The sequence below is a fragment of the Nocardioides silvaticus genome (genome assembly GCF_003160695.1).
GTDB classification, from domain to species: domain Bacteria; phylum Actinomycetota; class Actinomycetes; order Propionibacteriales; family Nocardioidaceae; genus Nocardioides; species Nocardioides silvaticus.
Genome location: NZ_QGDD01000001.1, coordinates 416,024 through 431,629, shown reverse-complemented (window position 1 = coordinate 431,629; position 15,606 = coordinate 416,024). Strand labels below are relative to the sequence as shown.

At 72.3% G+C, this 15,606-nt stretch carries 15 protein-coding genes; 7 read left to right on the top strand and 8 right to left on the bottom strand.

Annotation, left to right across the window (positions count from 1 at the left end; translation table 11 throughout):
- Positions 1-14 precede the first annotated feature (14 nt).
- Positions 15-2,234, top strand: a complete 2,220-nt coding sequence (locus DJ010_RS01950) for a molybdopterin-containing oxidoreductase family protein (RefSeq protein ID WP_109691931.1) — start codon at positions 15-17, stop codon at positions 2,232-2,234.
- On the opposite strand, the gene DJ010_RS01945 is transcribed toward DJ010_RS01950, so the two are convergent.
- Both DJ010_RS01945 and ku read right to left on the bottom strand, forming a co-directional pair.
- On the bottom strand, positions 2,193-2,930 hold the full coding sequence (locus tag DJ010_RS01945; protein ID WP_109691930.1) for a MerR family transcriptional regulator: 738 nt from the start codon (positions 2,928-2,930) through the stop codon (positions 2,193-2,195). The genes DJ010_RS01950 and DJ010_RS01945 overlap by 42 nt on opposite strands.
- 328 nt (positions 2,931-3,258) lie before the next feature.
- Positions 3,259-4,212 carry a non-homologous end joining protein Ku gene (ku, locus tag DJ010_RS01940; protein WP_109691929.1) on the bottom strand — a complete coding sequence of 318 codons (954 nt, stop codon included), beginning with the start codon at positions 4,210-4,212 and terminating at the stop codon, positions 3,259-3,261.
- Positions 4,213-4,229: 17 nt separating this feature from the next.
- Here ku and lhgD point away from each other — a divergent pair, with 17 nt between their 5' ends.
- The 4 genes from lhgD to ligD (DJ010_RS01920) are packed head-to-tail and all read left to right on the top strand — an operon-like array spanning position 4,230 to position 8,032.
- The gene (gene lhgD / locus DJ010_RS01935) at positions 4,230-5,438 is read left to right on the top strand and encodes an L-2-hydroxyglutarate dehydrogenase (RefSeq protein ID WP_109691928.1); all 1,209 of its coding nucleotides are present in this window, start codon (positions 4,230-4,232) and stop codon (positions 5,436-5,438) included.
- Positions 5,438-6,376 (top strand): non-homologous end-joining DNA ligase, encoded by a 939-nt coding sequence (gene ligD / locus DJ010_RS01930; RefSeq protein ID WP_211318616.1) that lies wholly within the window; start codon positions 5,438-5,440, stop codon positions 6,374-6,376. Before lhgD ends, ligD (DJ010_RS01930) begins: the two co-directional genes overlap by 1 nt.
- Position 6,377: 1 nt before the next feature.
- A complete protein-coding gene (locus DJ010_RS01925) occupies positions 6,378-7,118 on the top strand; it encodes a L,D-transpeptidase family protein (RefSeq protein WP_211318615.1) in 741 nt (246 codons plus the stop codon).
- Positions 7,115-8,032 carry a non-homologous end-joining DNA ligase gene (gene ligD / locus DJ010_RS01920; RefSeq protein ID WP_109691927.1) on the top strand — a complete coding sequence of 306 codons (918 nt, stop codon included), beginning with the start codon at positions 7,115-7,117 and terminating at the stop codon, positions 8,030-8,032. Before DJ010_RS01925 ends, ligD (DJ010_RS01920) begins: the two co-directional genes overlap by 4 nt.
- Positions 8,033-8,241: 209 nt before the next feature.
- Here ligD (DJ010_RS01920) and DJ010_RS01915 read toward each other — a convergent pair whose 3' ends face one another.
- The 4 genes from DJ010_RS01915 to DJ010_RS01900 all read right to left on the bottom strand — a co-directional run bounded on the left by DJ010_RS01915 (position 8,242) and on the right by DJ010_RS01900 (position 10,452).
- Positions 8,242-8,580 carry a hypothetical protein gene (locus tag DJ010_RS01915; protein ID WP_109691926.1) on the bottom strand — a complete coding sequence of 113 codons (339 nt, stop codon included), beginning with the start codon at positions 8,578-8,580 and terminating at the stop codon, positions 8,242-8,244.
- A 48-nt stretch (positions 8,581-8,628) separates the two neighbouring features.
- Positions 8,629-9,441 carry a PP2C family protein-serine/threonine phosphatase gene (locus tag DJ010_RS01910; protein ID WP_109691925.1) on the bottom strand — a complete coding sequence of 271 codons (813 nt, stop codon included), beginning with the start codon at positions 9,439-9,441 and terminating at the stop codon, positions 8,629-8,631.
- 100 nt (positions 9,442-9,541) lie between these two features.
- Positions 9,542-9,763, bottom strand: a complete 222-nt coding sequence (locus tag DJ010_RS01905) for a DUF3107 domain-containing protein (protein WP_109691924.1) — start codon at positions 9,761-9,763, stop codon at positions 9,542-9,544.
- Between the two features lie 53 nt (positions 9,764-9,816).
- On the bottom strand, positions 9,817-10,452 hold the full coding sequence (locus DJ010_RS01900) for a TetR/AcrR family transcriptional regulator (protein ID WP_245927136.1): 636 nt from the start codon (positions 10,450-10,452) through the stop codon (positions 9,817-9,819).
- 161 nt (positions 10,453-10,613) lie between these two features.
- On the opposite strand from DJ010_RS01900, the gene moeZ reads away from it, so the two are divergent.
- Together moeZ and DJ010_RS01890 are read left to right on the top strand one after the other, a co-directional pair.
- Positions 10,614-11,822, top strand: coding sequence for an adenylyltransferase/sulfurtransferase MoeZ (gene moeZ, locus DJ010_RS01895; protein WP_109691923.1), 1,209 nt, complete (start codon positions 10,614-10,616; stop codon positions 11,820-11,822).
- A 246-nt stretch (positions 11,823-12,068) separates the two neighbouring features.
- Positions 12,069-12,383: an MGMT family protein gene (locus DJ010_RS01890; protein ID WP_109691922.1), complete on the top strand. Its 315-nt coding sequence runs from the start codon at positions 12,069-12,071 to the stop codon at positions 12,381-12,383.
- Between the two features lie 16 nt (positions 12,384-12,399).
- On the opposite strand, the gene tpx is transcribed toward DJ010_RS01890, so the two are convergent.
- Together tpx and DJ010_RS01880 are read right to left on the bottom strand one after the other, a co-directional pair.
- Positions 12,400-12,891 (bottom strand): thiol peroxidase, encoded by a 492-nt coding sequence (gene tpx / locus DJ010_RS01885; RefSeq protein ID WP_109691921.1) that lies wholly within the window; start codon positions 12,889-12,891, stop codon positions 12,400-12,402.
- A gap of 28 nt (positions 12,892-12,919) precedes the next feature.
- Positions 12,920-15,475, bottom strand: coding sequence for an SCO7613 C-terminal domain-containing membrane protein (locus DJ010_RS01880; RefSeq protein WP_211318613.1), 2,556 nt, complete (start codon positions 15,473-15,475; stop codon positions 12,920-12,922).
- Positions 15,476-15,606: the final 131 nt, after the last annotated feature.

Sequence of the window (15,606 nt, the reverse complement as noted above, 5' to 3'; positions counted from 1 at the left end):
ATCAGGAGGACGCCATGGGGGCGACCCGCGAGCAGGTCACGTTCTGCCGGATCTGCGAACCGTTCTGCGGGATGGTCGCGACCGTCGAGGGCGACCGGCTGGTCGCCCTCCGGCCGGACAAGGACCACCCGTTGTCGCAGGGGTACGCCTGCCCGAAGGGGCTGGCCTACCCCGAGATCCAGAACGACCCCGACCGGGTCCGGCACCCGATGAAGCGACAGCCGGACGGCAGCTTCGCCCGGGTGTCCTGGGACGAGGCGATGGCCGACATCGTCAGCCGGCTGTCGACCATCCGGCGCGAGCAAGGCGGCAGCGCCATCGCGGCGTACCTCGGCAACCCCGGCGCGCTCAACTACTCCAACGGCCTGTGGCTCCAGTCGTTCATGAAGGCGGTCGGGTCGCCGCACGTCTTCACGGCGGGCTCGCAGGACACCAACAGCAGGTTCGCCGCGAGCCACCTGCTCTACGGGATCCCGACCGCGATCGCGATCCCCGACCTCGACGACATGGAGCTGTTCGTCGTCCTCGGCGCGAACCCGCTGGTCTCGCACGGCAGCCTGTTCAGCCTGCCGCGGATGAAGTACGCGATGGCCGACGTGGTCCGCCGCGGCGGGCGGGTGCTCGCGATCGACCCACGCCGCACCGAGACCGCCCGCAAGTTCGACTGGCTCCCGATCGTGCCCGACACCGACGCCTGGCTGCTGCTCTCGCTGCTCCAGGTGCTGTTCGCGGAGGGGCTCGAGGACACCGAGGCGCTGGCGACGGCGTCCGGCGTCGGGTTCCTCCGCGACCTGGTCGCCCCGTTCGCCCCGGAGCGGACCGAGGTGCACACCGGGATCGCCGCGGACGTCGTCCGTGACCTGGCGCGGGAGCTCGCCGCCCGCCGCTCGATGCTCTACGGCCGCACCGGCACCTGCCTCGGGTCCGCCTCCACGCTGACGAACTACCTGATGGACGCCGTCAACCTGGTCGCGGGCAACCTCGACGCGCGTGGCGGCGCGGTCTTCGGGGAGTCGCCGATGCCGATGCTCGAGGAGGTCACCCACCGGCTGGGCTTCCTGTCGTACGGCGCCACCCGGAGCCGGATCGGCGACTTCCCCGACATGCTGGGCAGCGAGCCGGCCGCCAACATGGCCGCCGAGATCGTCACGCCCGGTGACGGGCAGGTCCGCGCACTGATCGTGAGCGCCGGCAACCCGGTGCTCTCCACACCCAACGGGCCCGACCTCGAGAAGGCGCTCGACCAGCTCGACCTGATGGTCAGCCTCGACCTCTACGTCAACGAGACCAACGCGCACGCCCACTACGTGCTGCCGGCGACCGCGATGTACGAGCGCGAGGACGCTCCGATCTTCTCGCTCACGTTCTTCGGCCAGCCGTTCTTCCAGGTGACCGACGCGGTGGTCCCGCCGGCGGGCGAGGCCCGCCCGGAGTGGCAGGTCTTCGACGACCTGGCCCGCGGCCTCGGGACGCGTGCCGTGCCGATCGGAGTCGCCCGGCTGGGCGTGCGGGTCGGCGAGCTGGCCCGGGTCCGGCTCACCCCGTTGCGCATCCTCGACGCGATCATCCGCACCGGCCGCGGGGGCGACCGGTTCGGTCTGCGGCCGGGAGGGCTGAGCTTCAAGCGGCTGCTGCGCAAGCACCCGCACGGCTACGTGCACGCCGAGCGGCAGCCGGTCGGCCGGATCCACAAGGTGGTGCGTCACCGCGACCGGCTGGTCCACCTCGAGCACGACGCCATCCGGAGCGAGGTCCAGCGGGTCGCTGCGCGGACCCACGACCCGGCCTACCCGCTGCGCCTGATCGGGATGCGCGAGATGCGCTCGGAGAACTCGTGGTTCCACAACGCGATGGCGGGCAAGCGCGATCCGCAGACCGCGCGCCTGCACCCCGACGACGCGGCCGCGATCGGCATCGGTGACGGTGACCTGGTGCGGCTCAGCTCCAAGTCCGGCTGGATCGAGCTGCCGGTGACGCTGACCGACGACATCAAGGCCGGGGTGGTCGCGGTGCCGCACGGCTGGGGCCACAAGGGCACCGGGTCGTGGCGGCACGCCAACGCGATGCCGGGCGCCAACGTCAACGAGCTCGCGTCGTCGGACCCCGAGGACCTCGAGCCGTTGGTCGGCATGAGCCACCTGTCGGGCATCCCGATCCGCGCCGAGGCGGTCGAGGAGGTCGGATCCGAGCGCTCAGTCGCGGCTGCCGGGGCCGACGTGGTCGGGGTCGACTGACCGGACGATCGCCTGGTTGGACGCGCGCTGGAACGCCGCGACCAGCGCCTCGAGCGTGAGCTGGCGCAGCTTGCCGAGGCTGGTCTCGAACCGGGCCCGCTCCTCCTCGGTGCGCGGCCCGGCCCGGAACGGCGCCAGGACCTGGGTGCGGACGACCTCGGTCAGCTCGTCGACGAGCGAGTCCATGTGGCGGCGGATGGCGGCCTCGGCGGCCGTCGTGGCGTCCCGCGGGATGTCGAGGTCGAGCAGCTCGCTGGCGATGCCGAAGGTCATTTGCAGCTCGTAGCCGTCGTCGACGGCCCGGATCGCGCCCATCTGCTCGAGCCAGGCGAGGTCGTCGTCGGTGAGCCGGCGGCCGACCCGGCCGTCGAGCTCGGTCTGCGTCACGGTCTCGGTGCGCGCGTTGGCCCACGGCGTGAGCATCACCCGCTGGATGACGAGGTCCTCCGCGGAGGCGGCGTCGGGCACCCGCTCGACGTACTCCTGGATCGCGGCGAGGGAGAAGCCGTGCTCCTGCAGCGCCCGGACCAGCTGGAGCGCGGCGAGGTGCCGCTCGCTGTAGTAGGCGACCCGGCCGTGCCGCTCGGGCTGCGGGATGAGGCCGAGGCTGGCGTAGTAGCGGGCGGTGCGGACCGACGTCGCGGCGGCGTTGGCCAGCTCGTCGATCGTCAGCAGGCCCGTGCTGGTGGTGCTCATTGCGTCGCTCCTCTCCTCATCATGACAGTACTACTGTCACAGTGCGGGTGTCATTACCGCTGCGCGGGGCTTGATGCCTCGGATTCCGCTGCGCGGGGCGGTGCGTTCGGGCAGGGGCGGTCCGGGGTGGCCTGCGCGTGAGGGCACGCCGGCGGGGCAACCACATCCGTCCCCCAGCAGCGCGGTCGCTGCGCTCCCGCGGAGCTGGGCGCCGCAGCCAGACCCATCCACGCCCCACCGGCGTGCCCTCCCGCTCCGGCCGGGTGCGGGCCGCCCCGGACCCGGCTACGGAGTGGTCAACCTGTGCCGTGGGTCGTGCTCGTGTCGCTCAGCTGGCCTTCTTCTTGGCCGGTGCCTTCTTGGCGGTGGTCTTCTTCGCGGCCGTCTTCTTGGCCGGGGTCTTCTTGGTGGTGGTCTTCTTCGCCGCCGACTTCCTGGCGGGGGCCTTCTTCGGCGCGGCCTCCTCGGCCTCCTCGGCCTCGTCGGTCTCCTCGGTGCCGCTGTCCTCGCCGCGGGCGGTCTTGGCGGCGTCGACGGAGCGCTGGAGGGCGGCGAGCAGGTCGACGACCTCGCCGCCGGTCTTGGTGGAGGTCGGGGTGCGCTTGACCTCGCCTCCTTCGATCTTGGCCTTCACGACGGCCTCGACGGCCGCCGCGTAGTCGTCCTCGAACTCCTCGGGCTCGAAGTCGCCGGCCAGGGTCTCGACGAGCATCTGCGCCATCTTGACCTCAGCCTCCTTGACCTCGCCGGTCTCGATCTTGAAGTCGGGGGTGCGGATCTCGTCGGGCCACATCATCGTCTGCATGACGATGACGTCGCCGCGCACGCGCAGCACCGCGGTGGTGGTGCGCTGGCGGAGGGCGACAGTGACGACGGCCATCCGGTCGGCCTCGAGGAGGGCCTGGCGGAGCAGGGCGTAGGGCTTGGCGCCGGTCGACTCGGGCTCGAGGTAGTAGGACTTCTCGAACAGCATCGGGTCGATCTGGTCACTGGGCACGAACTTCTCGACAGCGATCTCGCGCGACGACGTCGACGGCAGCGCGGCCATGTCGTCGTCGGTGAGGACGACCATCTCGCCGTCCTCGGTCTCGTAGCCCTTCGCGATGTCGGCGTAGGGGACCTCCTCGCCGTCGATCGAGCACACCCGCTGGTACTTGATGCGGCCGCCGTCCTTGGCGTGGACCTGCCGGAACGACACGTCGTGGCTTTCGGTCGCCGAGTAGAGCTTCACGGGGACGCTCACGAGCCCGAACGAGACGGCACCCTTCCAGATCGCACGCATGATGACAGGGTACGGCCATGGACGGACACACCGTGGGCGTCGTCGGCGGCGGCATCCTCGGCCTGGCCGTCGCCCGCGAGCTGACCCGGCGGTTCGCCGACATCCGCGTGGTGGTCCTGGAGAAGGAGGACCGGATCGCCGCCCACCAGACCGGGCACAACTCCGGGGTGGTCCACGCCGGCATCTACTACCGCCCGGGCAGCCTCAAGGCCGAGCTCTGCGCACGCGGTCGCGCGCTGATGCGGGAGTTCTGCCGCGAGCACGACCTCCCGTACGACGAGTGCGGCAAGCTCGTGATCGCCGTCGACCGCGAGGAGATGGGGCGCTTCGACGCCCTCGAGCGCACGGCGACCGCCAACGGGGTGCCCGGGTTGCGCCGGATCGGTCCGGACGAGATCAAGGACGTGGAGCCGCACGCGCGGGGGATCGCGGCGCTCCACTCGCCCCGCACCGCGATCACCGACTACCCGGCCGTCGCGCGGCAGCTGGCGCGGGACGTCGAGTCGGCGGGCGGCGTCGTACGGCTCTCGACGGCGGTGACCGACGTCCACCGCGCCGGCCGCGGCAGCCGGATCCAGCTCGCCACCGGCGCCGGCGTCGAGCACGTCGACCACCTCGTGGTGTGCGCGGGGCTCCACGCCGACCGGCTCGGGCGGCGGGCGGACGGGCAGGAGGACCCGCGGATCGTGCCGTTCCGCGGCGAGTACCTCCGCGTCGCGGACGCCAAGCGCGACCTGGTGCGCGGCATGGTCTACCCGGTGCCGGACCCGCGCTACCCGTTCCTCGGCGTGCACTTCACCCGGCGGGTGGACGGCAGCCTCGAGATCGGCCCGAACGCGGTGCTGGCGCTCGACCGGGAGGGGTACGACGTGCGCCCCGGCCTCCGCCTCGCCGACGCGGCGGCCACGCTCGCCCATCCCGGCTTCTGGCGGATGGCGCGCACCCACTGGCGCACCGGGGCCCGCGAGCTGCGCGGGTCGCTGTCCAAGCGGGCCTACCTGCGGGCCGCTCGGCGCTACGTGCCCGACATCGGGCCGGCGGACGTGGTGCGCGCCGGCGCCGGGGTGCGGGCGCAGGCGGTGGCCCGGGACGGGTCGCTGGTCGACGACTTCGTCGTCGTCAGCCGGGACGGGGTGACCAGCGTGCGCAACGCGCCCTCGCCCGCCGCCACGTCCAGCCTCGCCATCGCCGAGCACGTCGTCGGGGCGATGGGGAGAATGTCCTGATGCTGCTCCCGATGCTCGCCACCTCCGGGTCCCACGTGCCGACGGGGGAGGACTGGGCGCACGAGGTGAAGTGGGACGGCGTGCGCGCGTTGGCGGCTGTCGACGGCGGTGGTGGGGGCGGCGTCCGGTTCACCAGCCGCAACGGCAACGACATCAGCGGCGCCTGGCCGGAGCTGCGGACCCCGCCCGCAGCGGCGGGCGACACCGTGGTCGACGGGGAGATCATCGCGCTCAACGAGCGCGGCCTCCCTGACTTCCGGGTGCTCGCCGAGCGGATCCACGTGCGCAAGGCGACCGCGGTCGCGCGGTTGGCCGAGCGGGTGCCGGCCACGTTCATGGTGTTCGACCTGCTCCGTCTCGACGGGGAGGACCTCACCCGCCGTCCGCTGTCCGAGCGCCGCGAGCTCCTGGTCGGGCTCGACCTGGCGCCGTCGGGCTGGCAGGTCCCGAGCACCTACGACGACGGCCCGATGCTCCACGACGCCACCAAGGCGCAGGGGCTGGAGGGCATCGTCAGCAAGCGGCTCGACTCGCGCTACCGCCCGGGGGAGCGGAGCCAGCACTGGCTCAAGTTCGCGCACCGCCACCGCGCGTCGTACGTCATCGGCGGGTGGCGGCCGCAGACCGGCGGCACCCACCTCGCGGCGCTGCTCGTGGGCGAGCCCACCGCGGACGGGCTGCTCTACCGCGGTCGCGTCGGCAGCGGGATCGGACCCAAGCAGTCGCGCGTCCTCGCCGCGATGGTGGAGCCGCTGACCCGCGCCGGCAGCCCGTTCGCCGACGAGGTGCCGCGGGTCGACGCGCAGGGGACGGTGTGGATCGAGCCGGTGCTGGTGGTCGACATCGACACCCACGGTGCGGGCTACGAACGGCTCCGGCAGCCGTCGTACCAGGGTGTCCGGAGTGACCTGACCCCCGACGATCTGCAAGGCTCGTAGCGTGGCCCGTCTGCTCCTGGTCGTCCTCCTCGCCGGGCTCGTGCTCGCGCCGGGCGAGGCGAGCGCGCGTCCTGCTCCGGCGCGCCCGGCCGAGCACGGGACGGTGGCGGCTCCGCAGGCGCGGACCGTGACCCTCGGCGGGGTCCGGGTGCGGCTGCGGGCGGGCACCGAGCAGGTCGTCACCGTCAACCACCGCGGCGGGCATGCGGCACGGGTGTCCTACTGGGTGCGGCGCGGCGGCGACTGGAAGCGGGTGCTGACCGCGGTCGACGGGCGGATCGGGTACGGCGGGCTCGTGGTCGGCCGCGAGCGCCGGCAGGGCACCGGCACCACCCCGCTGGGGACCTACGGCCTGGTCTCGGCGTTCGGCATGCATCGTGCGAACGACCGTTGGTCGGTCCGCTACCGGAAGGTCAAGCGCGGCGACTACTGGGTGCAGGACAACGCCTCGGACTTCTACAACCGCTACCGCAACAAGCGGCAGGGCGGGTTCCGGTGGTGGCTGCCGGCCGGCGACGCCAATTCCTCGGAGCGGCTGCTCGACTACCGCGACCAGTACGAGTGGGCGATCGTGCTGGACTTCAACGAGAACCAGGTGCGGCGCCGCGGCTCCGGGATCTTCCTCCACGTCAACGGCAGTGGTGCCACCGCCGGCTGCGTGAGCGCGCCGCGGCGCTTCATCCGCTCGCTGATGGTGCGGCTCGACCCGGACCGGGTGCCCGTGATCGCGGTGGGCCGGTGAGCCCCACGGGCAGCGCGGGCGACGTCCACGTCGACGTCGAGGGCCGCACCCTCAAGCTGAGCAACCTGCAGAAGGTCCTCTACCCCGCGACCGGTACGACGAAGGGCGAGGTGCTCGACTACTACGCCCGGATCGCGCCCGTGCTGCTCCCGCACCTCGCCGGCCGGCCCGTCACCCGGATCCGGTGGCCGCACGGCGTGCAGACGATGAGCTTCTTCGAGAAGAACGTGCCCGCGGGCACGCCCTCCTGGGTCCGCACCGCGGAGGTGCCGACGACCGGCTCCCGCGGTCCCAGCCGGCACGGCGACACCCTGGTCTTCCCCATCGTCGAGGACCTCGCCACGCTGATGTGGATGGTCAACCTGGCCGCCCTCGAGCTCCACGTGCACCAGTGGACCGTCGACGAGGGCGGCGAGCCGCTCGGTGCCGACCGGCTCGTGGTCGACCTCGACCCCGGTGAGCCGGCCGGCCTGCACGAGTGCTGCCAGGTGGCGCTCCACGCCCGGGAGGCCCTCAGCGCCCGCGGCCTCGACGCGCGCCCGGTCACCAGCGGCAGCAAGGGCCTCCACCTCTACGCCGACCTCTCGTCCTACCTGCCGTCCGAAGAGGTCACCAGCGTCGCCAAGGAGGTCGCCGAGGAGCTGGCCGAGGCCCACGGCTCGACGGTCACCGCGACCATGACCAAGGCGAAGCGACGCGGCAAGGTCTTCATCGACTGGTCCCAGAACGCCGGCTCGAAGACCACCATCGCGCCGTACTCCCTCCGCGGCCGCGACCGCCCCACCGTCGCCACCCCCGTCACCTGGGCGGAGGTCGAGGCGGGCGCCGAGGACGAGCTCGGCCTCGACCAGTTCGGCATGGCCGACGTCCTCCGCCGCGTCGACGACCAGGGCGACCTCTTCGCCACCGACTGACCGTCGAATCCCCCCTCGTGGCGGGTCGAATCGGGTCTCGTGGTGGGTTGAATCGGGTCTCGTGGTGGGTCGAGTCGTCTCTTGTGGCGCGTCGAGTCGTCTCTTGTGGCTGCTGATGGCGACGACCCACGAATCAACCCGCCACAACCCAGGAATCAACCCGCCACGAGACAGGAATCAACCCCCCATAAGACAGGGAGCGACGAGGGTCAGGCGAGCTGGCGGCGCATGCCGTAGACGTCGAACTCGTTGACGGCGCCGGCGTCGGCGTCGCTGAGGGAGCCGCCGTCGACCTCGTCGAGCGTGGCGTCGATGAGGAGCTGGAACTCGGGAGAGGGGGCGGTGACGCGGATCGGGGTGGTGTCGATGAGCCAGCCGTCACGGCCGAAGTCGTTGAGGATGCCGATGAGGGTGGTGTTCTTCTCAGCGACGATGCCCTCGAAGCCGTCGGCCGCCTCGATGAGGAAGACCGGGCGGGTGACGGAGAGCGTGGTGGCGTCGTAGAGCGGCACCCAGAGGCGCGCGTACTCGTACGACGTTGTACCCATGCCGTCCAGTCTAGGACCGAGGACGGACGTCGGCGCCAGACTTTCCGCTCAGGCGGAACGGAGCGGGCGCACCGCGGTCGGGTCGACGACGTTGCGCCGCATGTCGACGGCCGCTCCGAAAACCGACCCCGTGCCGATGACGGCAGGCTCGTCCACGACGTCGGCGACGATCGCGGTCACGTTGTCGCGGCTGCCGCCGTCGAGGGCAGCCTGGACCAGGTTGGTCGCGGCCAGCCGGAGCGAAGGCACGGTCAGGATCGTCGCCAGCGCCGCCTCGTGGAGCACGTCGCTCACCCCGTCGCTGCAGAGGAGCAGCCGGTCGCCGGGGCGCAGGTCCAGCCAGAGCAGGTCGGGCGTCGGGCTGCTGAGCGCGTCGACGGCTTGGAGCACGACGTTGCGGTGTGGCGAGGTCGCCGCCTCCGCGGGCGTGATCCGGCCGGCGTCGACCATCGCCTGCACCATCGTGTGGTCGTGGCTGAGCTGGGTGAACCCGCCGTCGCGCAGCAGGTAGGCGCGGGAGTCGCCGACGTGTGCGAGCGCCGTGCGGACGCCGTCGGTGAGGATCGCCGTCAGCGTGGTGGCCATGCCGAGCCGCCCCGGGTCGGCGTCCACGCCGAGCACCAGCTGCTGGTGCGCCTCCTCGGTCGCCGCGGCGAGCAGCCGCAGCGGGTCGCGGCCGGGGTGGGCGAGGGCGCGGGCGCTGACGACGTACGACGTCGTGGCCGATGCCACCTCGCCGGCGGCGGCGCCGCCGACCCCGTCGGCCACGCACAGCAGGTAGGGGCCGGCGAAACCGGCGTCCTCGTTGTTGTCCCGGACCCGTCCGGTGTCGCTCTCAGCGGCGAAGCGGAACTGCAGCATGACCCTCACCTCTCACGGGCAACTCACGGGCAACGCTGCCCGGGTTCCCTGAGGAACGTCTGGGAAGGGTCCGTGAGTTCCCCACGAGCGAGCTCGTCGGCTACGAGCGGAAGCCGACCTGGCCGACGACGCTGCGGCCGATGTGCACGTAGGCGAGCTTGTCGGCAGGTACGACGGTCCGCTGGCCCTTGGTGTCGGTCAGGGAGAGCACACCACCACCGGCGATCGCCTCGGTCACGAGCTTCTCGATCGCGTCGGTGCTCTCGTCGGTCTCGACGGTCAGCTCGCGGGCGGCATTCTGCACGCCGATCTTGACCTCCACGGCCCTCTCCTTCGTCTCGCTCGGGCGACCTCGGGGCCGCCTCTGCGAAAAGCCTAGTCGGTGAGCGGATAGCCCCGGATGCCGCGCCAGGCCAGACCGGAGACCAGGGCGACGGCCTGGTCGCGGTCGAGGCCGCCAGGGTCGGCCAGCCAGTAGCGCGCGCTGACCTGGCCGATGCCCACCAGCGACACGGCCAGCAGCCGCGACGCGGCAGTCGGGAGGCCGGTGTCCTCCTTGATCACCTCGGTGATCATGTCGGCGCACTCGTTGGTGACCCGGTCGATGTGGTCGCGGACCGCGGGCTCGCTGGTCAGGTCGGACTCGAACACCAGCCGGAACGCCTCGGCGTCGTGGGCAACGTAGCCGTAGAAGGCGTCCATGGTGGCGGCGACCCGCTGCTTGTTGTCGGTGGTCGACTCCAGCGCGGCCCTGCAGTTGGCGATGATCGTGTCGCACGCCTCGTCCAGCAGCGCGAGGTAGAGCTCGAGCTTGCCCGGGAAGTGCTGGTAGAGGACCGGCTTGGAGACCCCGGCCCGCTCCGCGATGTCGTCCATCGCGGCCGCGTGATAGCCCTGCGCCACGAAGACCTCGAGCGCGGAGGCGAGCAACTGGGCGCGGCGCTCACGGCGCGGCAACCGGATCCCGCGCGTGCGGCGCGGGTCCTCGACGTCGTACGACCTGCTGACCACGGCGCGAGCCTACTCCCCAGTAGCACGGCACGGCTGATGCCCGGGGTCCGGATGACGGGACGTGTCGGGAGTCCTCGGGCACGGCAGGAACCATGGACGGGGAACACTTGGGACCGGAGAGGCGTTCTTGTCCGCGTCCCCCATCCGACGAGGAGCACACCGTGAGCTTTCCGCCGCTGGTCGAGCCGGCCGCCGAGCTGACCATCGACGAGGTACGTCGTTACAGCCGCCACCTGATCATCCCCGACGTGGGCATGGCCGGGCAGAAGCGGCTCAAGAACGCCAAGGTGCTGGTCATCGGCGCGGGCGGCCTCGGCAGCCCGGCGCTGCTGTACCTGGCCGCGGCCGGTGTCGGCACGCTCGGCATCGTGGAGTTCGACACCGTCGACGAGTCGAACCTCCAGCGCCAGGTCATCCACGGCGTCAGCGACATCGACCGCCCCAAGGCGGAGTCCGCCAAGGAGTCGATCGCGGAGGTCAACCCCTACGTCGACGTGGTCGTCCACGGCGAGCGCCTCGACAACGACAACGTCTTCGAGATCTTCAAGGGCTACGACCTGATCGTCGACGGCACCGACAACTTCGCGACCCGCTACCTGGTCAACGACGCGGCGTACTTCCTCGGCATCCCCTACGTCTGGGGCTCGATCTACCGCTTCGACGGCCAGGCCTCGGTGTTCGCGCCGACGCTCGCCGACGACGCCCCGTGCTACCGCTGCCTCTACCCCGAGCCGCCGCCGCCGGGCATGGTCCCGAGCTGCGCCGAGGGCGGCGTGCTGGGCGTGCTGTGCGCCAGCATCGGCTCGATCCAGGTCAACGAGGCGATCAAGCTGCTCGCCGGCATCGGCGACCCGATCGTCGGCAAGCTGATGATCTACGACGCCCTGGAGATGGAGTACCGCAAGCTGAAGGTCCGCAAGGACCCCAACTGCGCGCTGTGCGGCGAGAACCCGACCGTCACCGAGCTCATCGACTACGAGTACTTCTGCGGCGCCGTCTCCGAGGAGGCTGCCGACGCGGCCGCCGACGCGACGATCTCCGTCACCACCCTCGAGCACATGCTCAAGGAGCGTGAGGAGGGCACCCGCGACTTCGTGCTGGTCGACGTGCGCGAGCCCAACGAGTACGAGATCAACAAGATCCCCGGCTCGGTGCTGATCCCCAAGGGCGAGTTCCTCAACGGCAACGCGCTCTCGCAGCTGCCGCCGGTCGACTCCGGCACCCAGGTCGTCATGCACTGCAAGACCGGTGTCCGGTCGGCGGAGACGCTGGCGATCGTGAAGGGCGCCGGGTACGACGACGCCGTCCACGTGGGCGGTGGCGTGGTCGCCTGGGTCAACCAGATCGACCCGAGCCAGCCGGCGTACTGACCGGATCGAGCACGTCACGGCAGTCACACCCGTAACCGCTCCCCGCGGAGGTCGTTGATCGACCTACAGAGGCTCCTCCGGGAGCCACTGCGCGAACCCAGAGCGTTTTTCGCCCCGAGGGAGCACCTGAGGGCCCCGTCGCCTCGCGACGGGGTCCTCTGGATTTCTACGGCCCCCCGGCCGAGCCTGCGAGCGACCGCGACCGTCGTGTCGAGACCTGGGGGTGGCGTGCGAGACGATGCCGTCGTGGACGCTGCCAAGGAGGAGTACGTCGAGCGGGTGCTGACGTGCGTGGAGTCGGTCCCGGCGGGCCGGGTGACGACGTACGGCGCCATCGCCGCCGTCGTCGGCGGCGGTCCCCGTCAGGTGGGGTCGGTGATGTCGCACCACGGCGGTCCGGTGCCGTGGTGGCGGGTGGTGCGGGCCGACGGGTCGCCGCCGCCGTGCCACGACGGCGAGGCGGCCGCGCACTACCGCGAGGAGGGAACGGCTCTCACCGGCGCCGGCCGGATCCACATGCGCGAGGCGTTCTGGGACCCGGCGGCGCCGGACGAGGACTGATCAGCCGATCAGACGATCAGTCGAGGGCCGCGACGGCCGCGTCGTAGTTCGGCTCGGTCGCGATCTCGGGCACCAGCTCGGTGTAGATCACGTTGCCGGCCCCGTCGACGACGACGATCGAGCGGGCCAGCAGCCCGGCCCACTTGCCATCGGTCATCTCGACGCCGTAGTCGTGGCCGAAGCTGGAGCGGAAGCCCGAGGCGGTGGTGACGTTCTCGATGCCCTCGGCGCCGCAGAACGACGCAAGCGCGAACGGCAGGTCGTTGGAGATGCACAGGACGGTGGTGTTCTCCAGGCCGGCCGCGAGCTCGTTGAACTTCCGGACGCTGCCGGAGCACACCCCGGTCGCGATGCTCGGGAAGATGTTGAGGATCGTGCGCGTGCCGGACGGCAGCGTCACGGTCTCGAACTCGTTGCCGACCAGCTCGAACGGCGGGGCGGGCGTGCCGACTGCCGGCAGCTCGCCGACGGTGGTGACGGGGTTGCCCCCGAGTGCGGTGGTAGCCATGTCGCATTCCTAGCAGGTCGGCGATGGCTCACCGCAGGCGGCCGAGCATGCCGACCGCGTTGCGGATCTCCAGCAGCCGGCGCTCCCAGGTGATGCCGACGGTGGTCAGCAACGCGCCGGCCAGGCCGATCCAGACCCACTGGGGGACGTCCGCGGCGTAGGGACCGATCTCGCGGACCACCACGACCGCGCCGACGACGGAGCCGACGAGCAGCGGAGCGCTCCAGCGCAGCGCCGCGCCGGCGATCGTGAGCACCAGGCAGGCGGCGCCGAGGAGCAGCGCGCGCAGCGACAGCGGGTCGCCGAGCACCCAGAGGAGGGACGGAACGGTGCCGAGCAGCAGGCCGGGCAGCAGTGCGAGCTCGGTGCCGGCGTCGGGGTTGCGACGCAGGTGGACCAGGCCGAGCATGGCCAGCGCGACGGCGATCGGCAGCGTGTAGGGCTCCGGGTCGGTCACGCCGCGGTCGCTGAACCACACCCACGAGGCCAGCGCGAACACCGGCACCGCCGCCCAGACCAGGTCGCGGCGCGACTCGTGGACGAGCGCAGACGCCGAGAGCAGGGCGCCGACGACGACCAGGTGGAGGGCGAGCGAGCCGCCCATGTCAGCGGCGGAGAGGATCGCCGGGGGCACGGCGAGCACGCCGACCACCAGCGCGGGCAGCTCGACCTCGAGCCGCGGCCGGACGATGGCGAGCAGGCCCAGCAGCGCGAGGACCGGGTAGCCGAGCCAGCGGGCGTCGATCTCGCCGGCCAGGCCGGCCGTCCACACCAGGGTCGCGAGGGCTGGGGAGAGGGTCACCGCGGCGACGGTCCGCACCGTGGTGGTCCGACCGGCCAGGTGCGCGACCAGCGCGATCGCGACCAGGATCGCGCTGCCGACGGCGAGGACCGCCAGGCTCGGCAGGGCCAGCACGACGGCGCCCGCCCCGAGTCCGAGCGCGACCAGGCCGAGGCCGGTCTGCCGCTCGCCGGAGGAGACCAGAGCGAGGACGAGCGTTCCGCCTGCCACGAGGCCGAGCGCGGCCACGACGACGACCAGCGCGACGTCGTACGACGCCAGCGTGGTGACGGCGGCGACACCGCCGGCCACGGCGCCGGCCTGCCACCACGGCGCGGCCGGGCAGTCGCCCCGCTTCGGCATCAGGAAGGCCAGGAACGCCAGAGGCACCAGCACGGACGGCACGACCAGGAGCGGCTCGGTCACCGGCTCGGGGTGGTCGAGCAGCACGCCGAACGAGCGCTCGCTGCCGAGGTCGGCGACACGGGCCAACGCCACCGAGCCGGCGACGGCGTCGAAGGCGAGCAGCGCCAGCGAGCCGATGGCGGCGGGCGCGGTCGCGACCAACCGGACCGTCGGCGGGAGCAGTCGGTAGGTGGCGACCCAAAGGGCGGTGGCCGCGAGCGTGACGATCCCGGCGACCCGCGCCGACTCGTCGACGGTCGGGGCCACCAGCGCGATCGTGACCAGCAGCGCGCCGAAGGAACCGCCACCGACGAGCAGCTCGCGCTTCCTCGTCACCAGGCCAGGCGCGAGCAACGCGGTGGCGGAGGCCAGCAGCGACCAGCCGGTGCCGCCGTCGACCCACAGGTCGCGGAGGGTGGGCTCGGAGAAGGCGAGCCCGAGCCCCGCGAGCGCGGTCACGACCCAGACGAGCGAGGTTGCGATGCCGACACTCCAGGCCCGGACCGGCAGCGCGGTGCGGGAGACCAGCGTGATGCCGGCGCCCAGGGCGACGAGCAGGTGGCCGACGAGCAGCTGGTGGTCCAGCGCGGCCAGCAGGCCGCCCCAGCCGATGAGGTAGCCGACCCCGACGAAGACCTGCGGCGCGACCAGGCGCGGACCGTCGGCGAACCGCGGCAGGGCCAGGCCGGTGCCGCCCAGCGCCATCACGGCACCACCCGCGGCGAACGCCCACCCCGTCGAGGAGTCTCCGAACCAGCCGGCGGCGTGGGCGCCGATCACGTCGAGGCCGAGCATGCCGAGGGCGACCACGCTCATCGACTCCGCGGCGATCCGCAGCCGGAACCGGTTGAGCAGCAGCGCACCGCCGGTCGCCGCCGCCGTCAGCGTCAGGAGCACCGCGGTGCGGCCGCCGACGCCGAGCACGGACCACGAGACGGCGAGGAAGACGATCGCGGCGATCAGCAGGCACAGCGCGCCGAGGCTGAGCAGGATCTTCGGCACCGCGGACACGCCGAAGCCCGACCGGACCGGGTCCGGCGCGGGCGCGGGGCCGGGAGCAGCCGAGGGCCGGGCGGCGCCCGGAGGGGGCGGAGGAGGCGGCGGCGCGGCCGGTCCGGCCGGCACGGGTGCGCCCGCCGTGCCCGCCATCGCCGGTGCACGCGTCGGAGTGGGCGCGGGAGCGGCCGCCGGAGGAGCCGGCGTCGGCGCCGTGGCCTGGTCCGACAGGGAACGGAGCCGGGCGACGAGCGCGTCGGCCCGGGTCAGCGTGGCGAACAACTCGATCGCGAGCGCGTGCCGCACAGGCAGGTCGCAGGTCGGGCAGGTGCGGACCCCGTGCGGGAGGTCGGAGCGGCAGTCGGGGCACAGGTCCGGGTCGGCGTAGCGCATGTCATCCATCTCCCCACGGATCCCCCGGGCCGCACATCGCGGCACTACTCGATCACTGCTGAGTACGGGTACTCATCGCGATCGGCGACGGCTTCATCATCCACAGGCCTGCCCACAGTTTGTGGATGAAGCGCCGCCCT

Coding starts and splice junctions, on each gene's coding strand:
- DJ010_RS01950 (WP_109691931.1), top strand. CDS start 15: ATGGGGGCGACCCGCGAGCAGGTCACGTTCTGCCGGATCTGCGAACCG.
- DJ010_RS01945 (WP_109691930.1), bottom strand. CDS start 2,930: ATGAGCACCACCAGCACGGGCCTGCTGACGATCGACGAGCTGGCCAAC.
- ku (WP_109691929.1), bottom strand. CDS start 4,212: ATGCGTGCGATCTGGAAGGGTGCCGTCTCGTTCGGGCTCGTGAGCGTC.
- lhgD (WP_109691928.1), top strand. CDS start 4,230: ATGGACGGACACACCGTGGGCGTCGTCGGCGGCGGCATCCTCGGCCTG.
- ligD (WP_211318616.1), top strand. CDS start 5,438: ATGCTGCTCCCGATGCTCGCCACCTCCGGGTCCCACGTGCCGACGGGG.
- DJ010_RS01915 (WP_109691926.1), bottom strand. CDS start 8,580: ATGGGTACAACGTCGTACGAGTACGCGCGCCTCTGGGTGCCGCTCTAC.
- DJ010_RS01910 (WP_109691925.1), bottom strand. CDS start 9,441: ATGCTGCAGTTCCGCTTCGCCGCTGAGAGCGACACCGGACGGGTCCGG.
- tpx (WP_109691921.1), bottom strand. CDS start 12,891: ATGGCTACCACCGCACTCGGGGGCAACCCCGTCACCACCGTCGGCGAG.
- DJ010_RS01880 (WP_211318613.1), bottom strand. CDS start 15,475: ATGGATGACATGCGCTACGCCGACCCGGACCTGTGCCCCGACTGCCGC.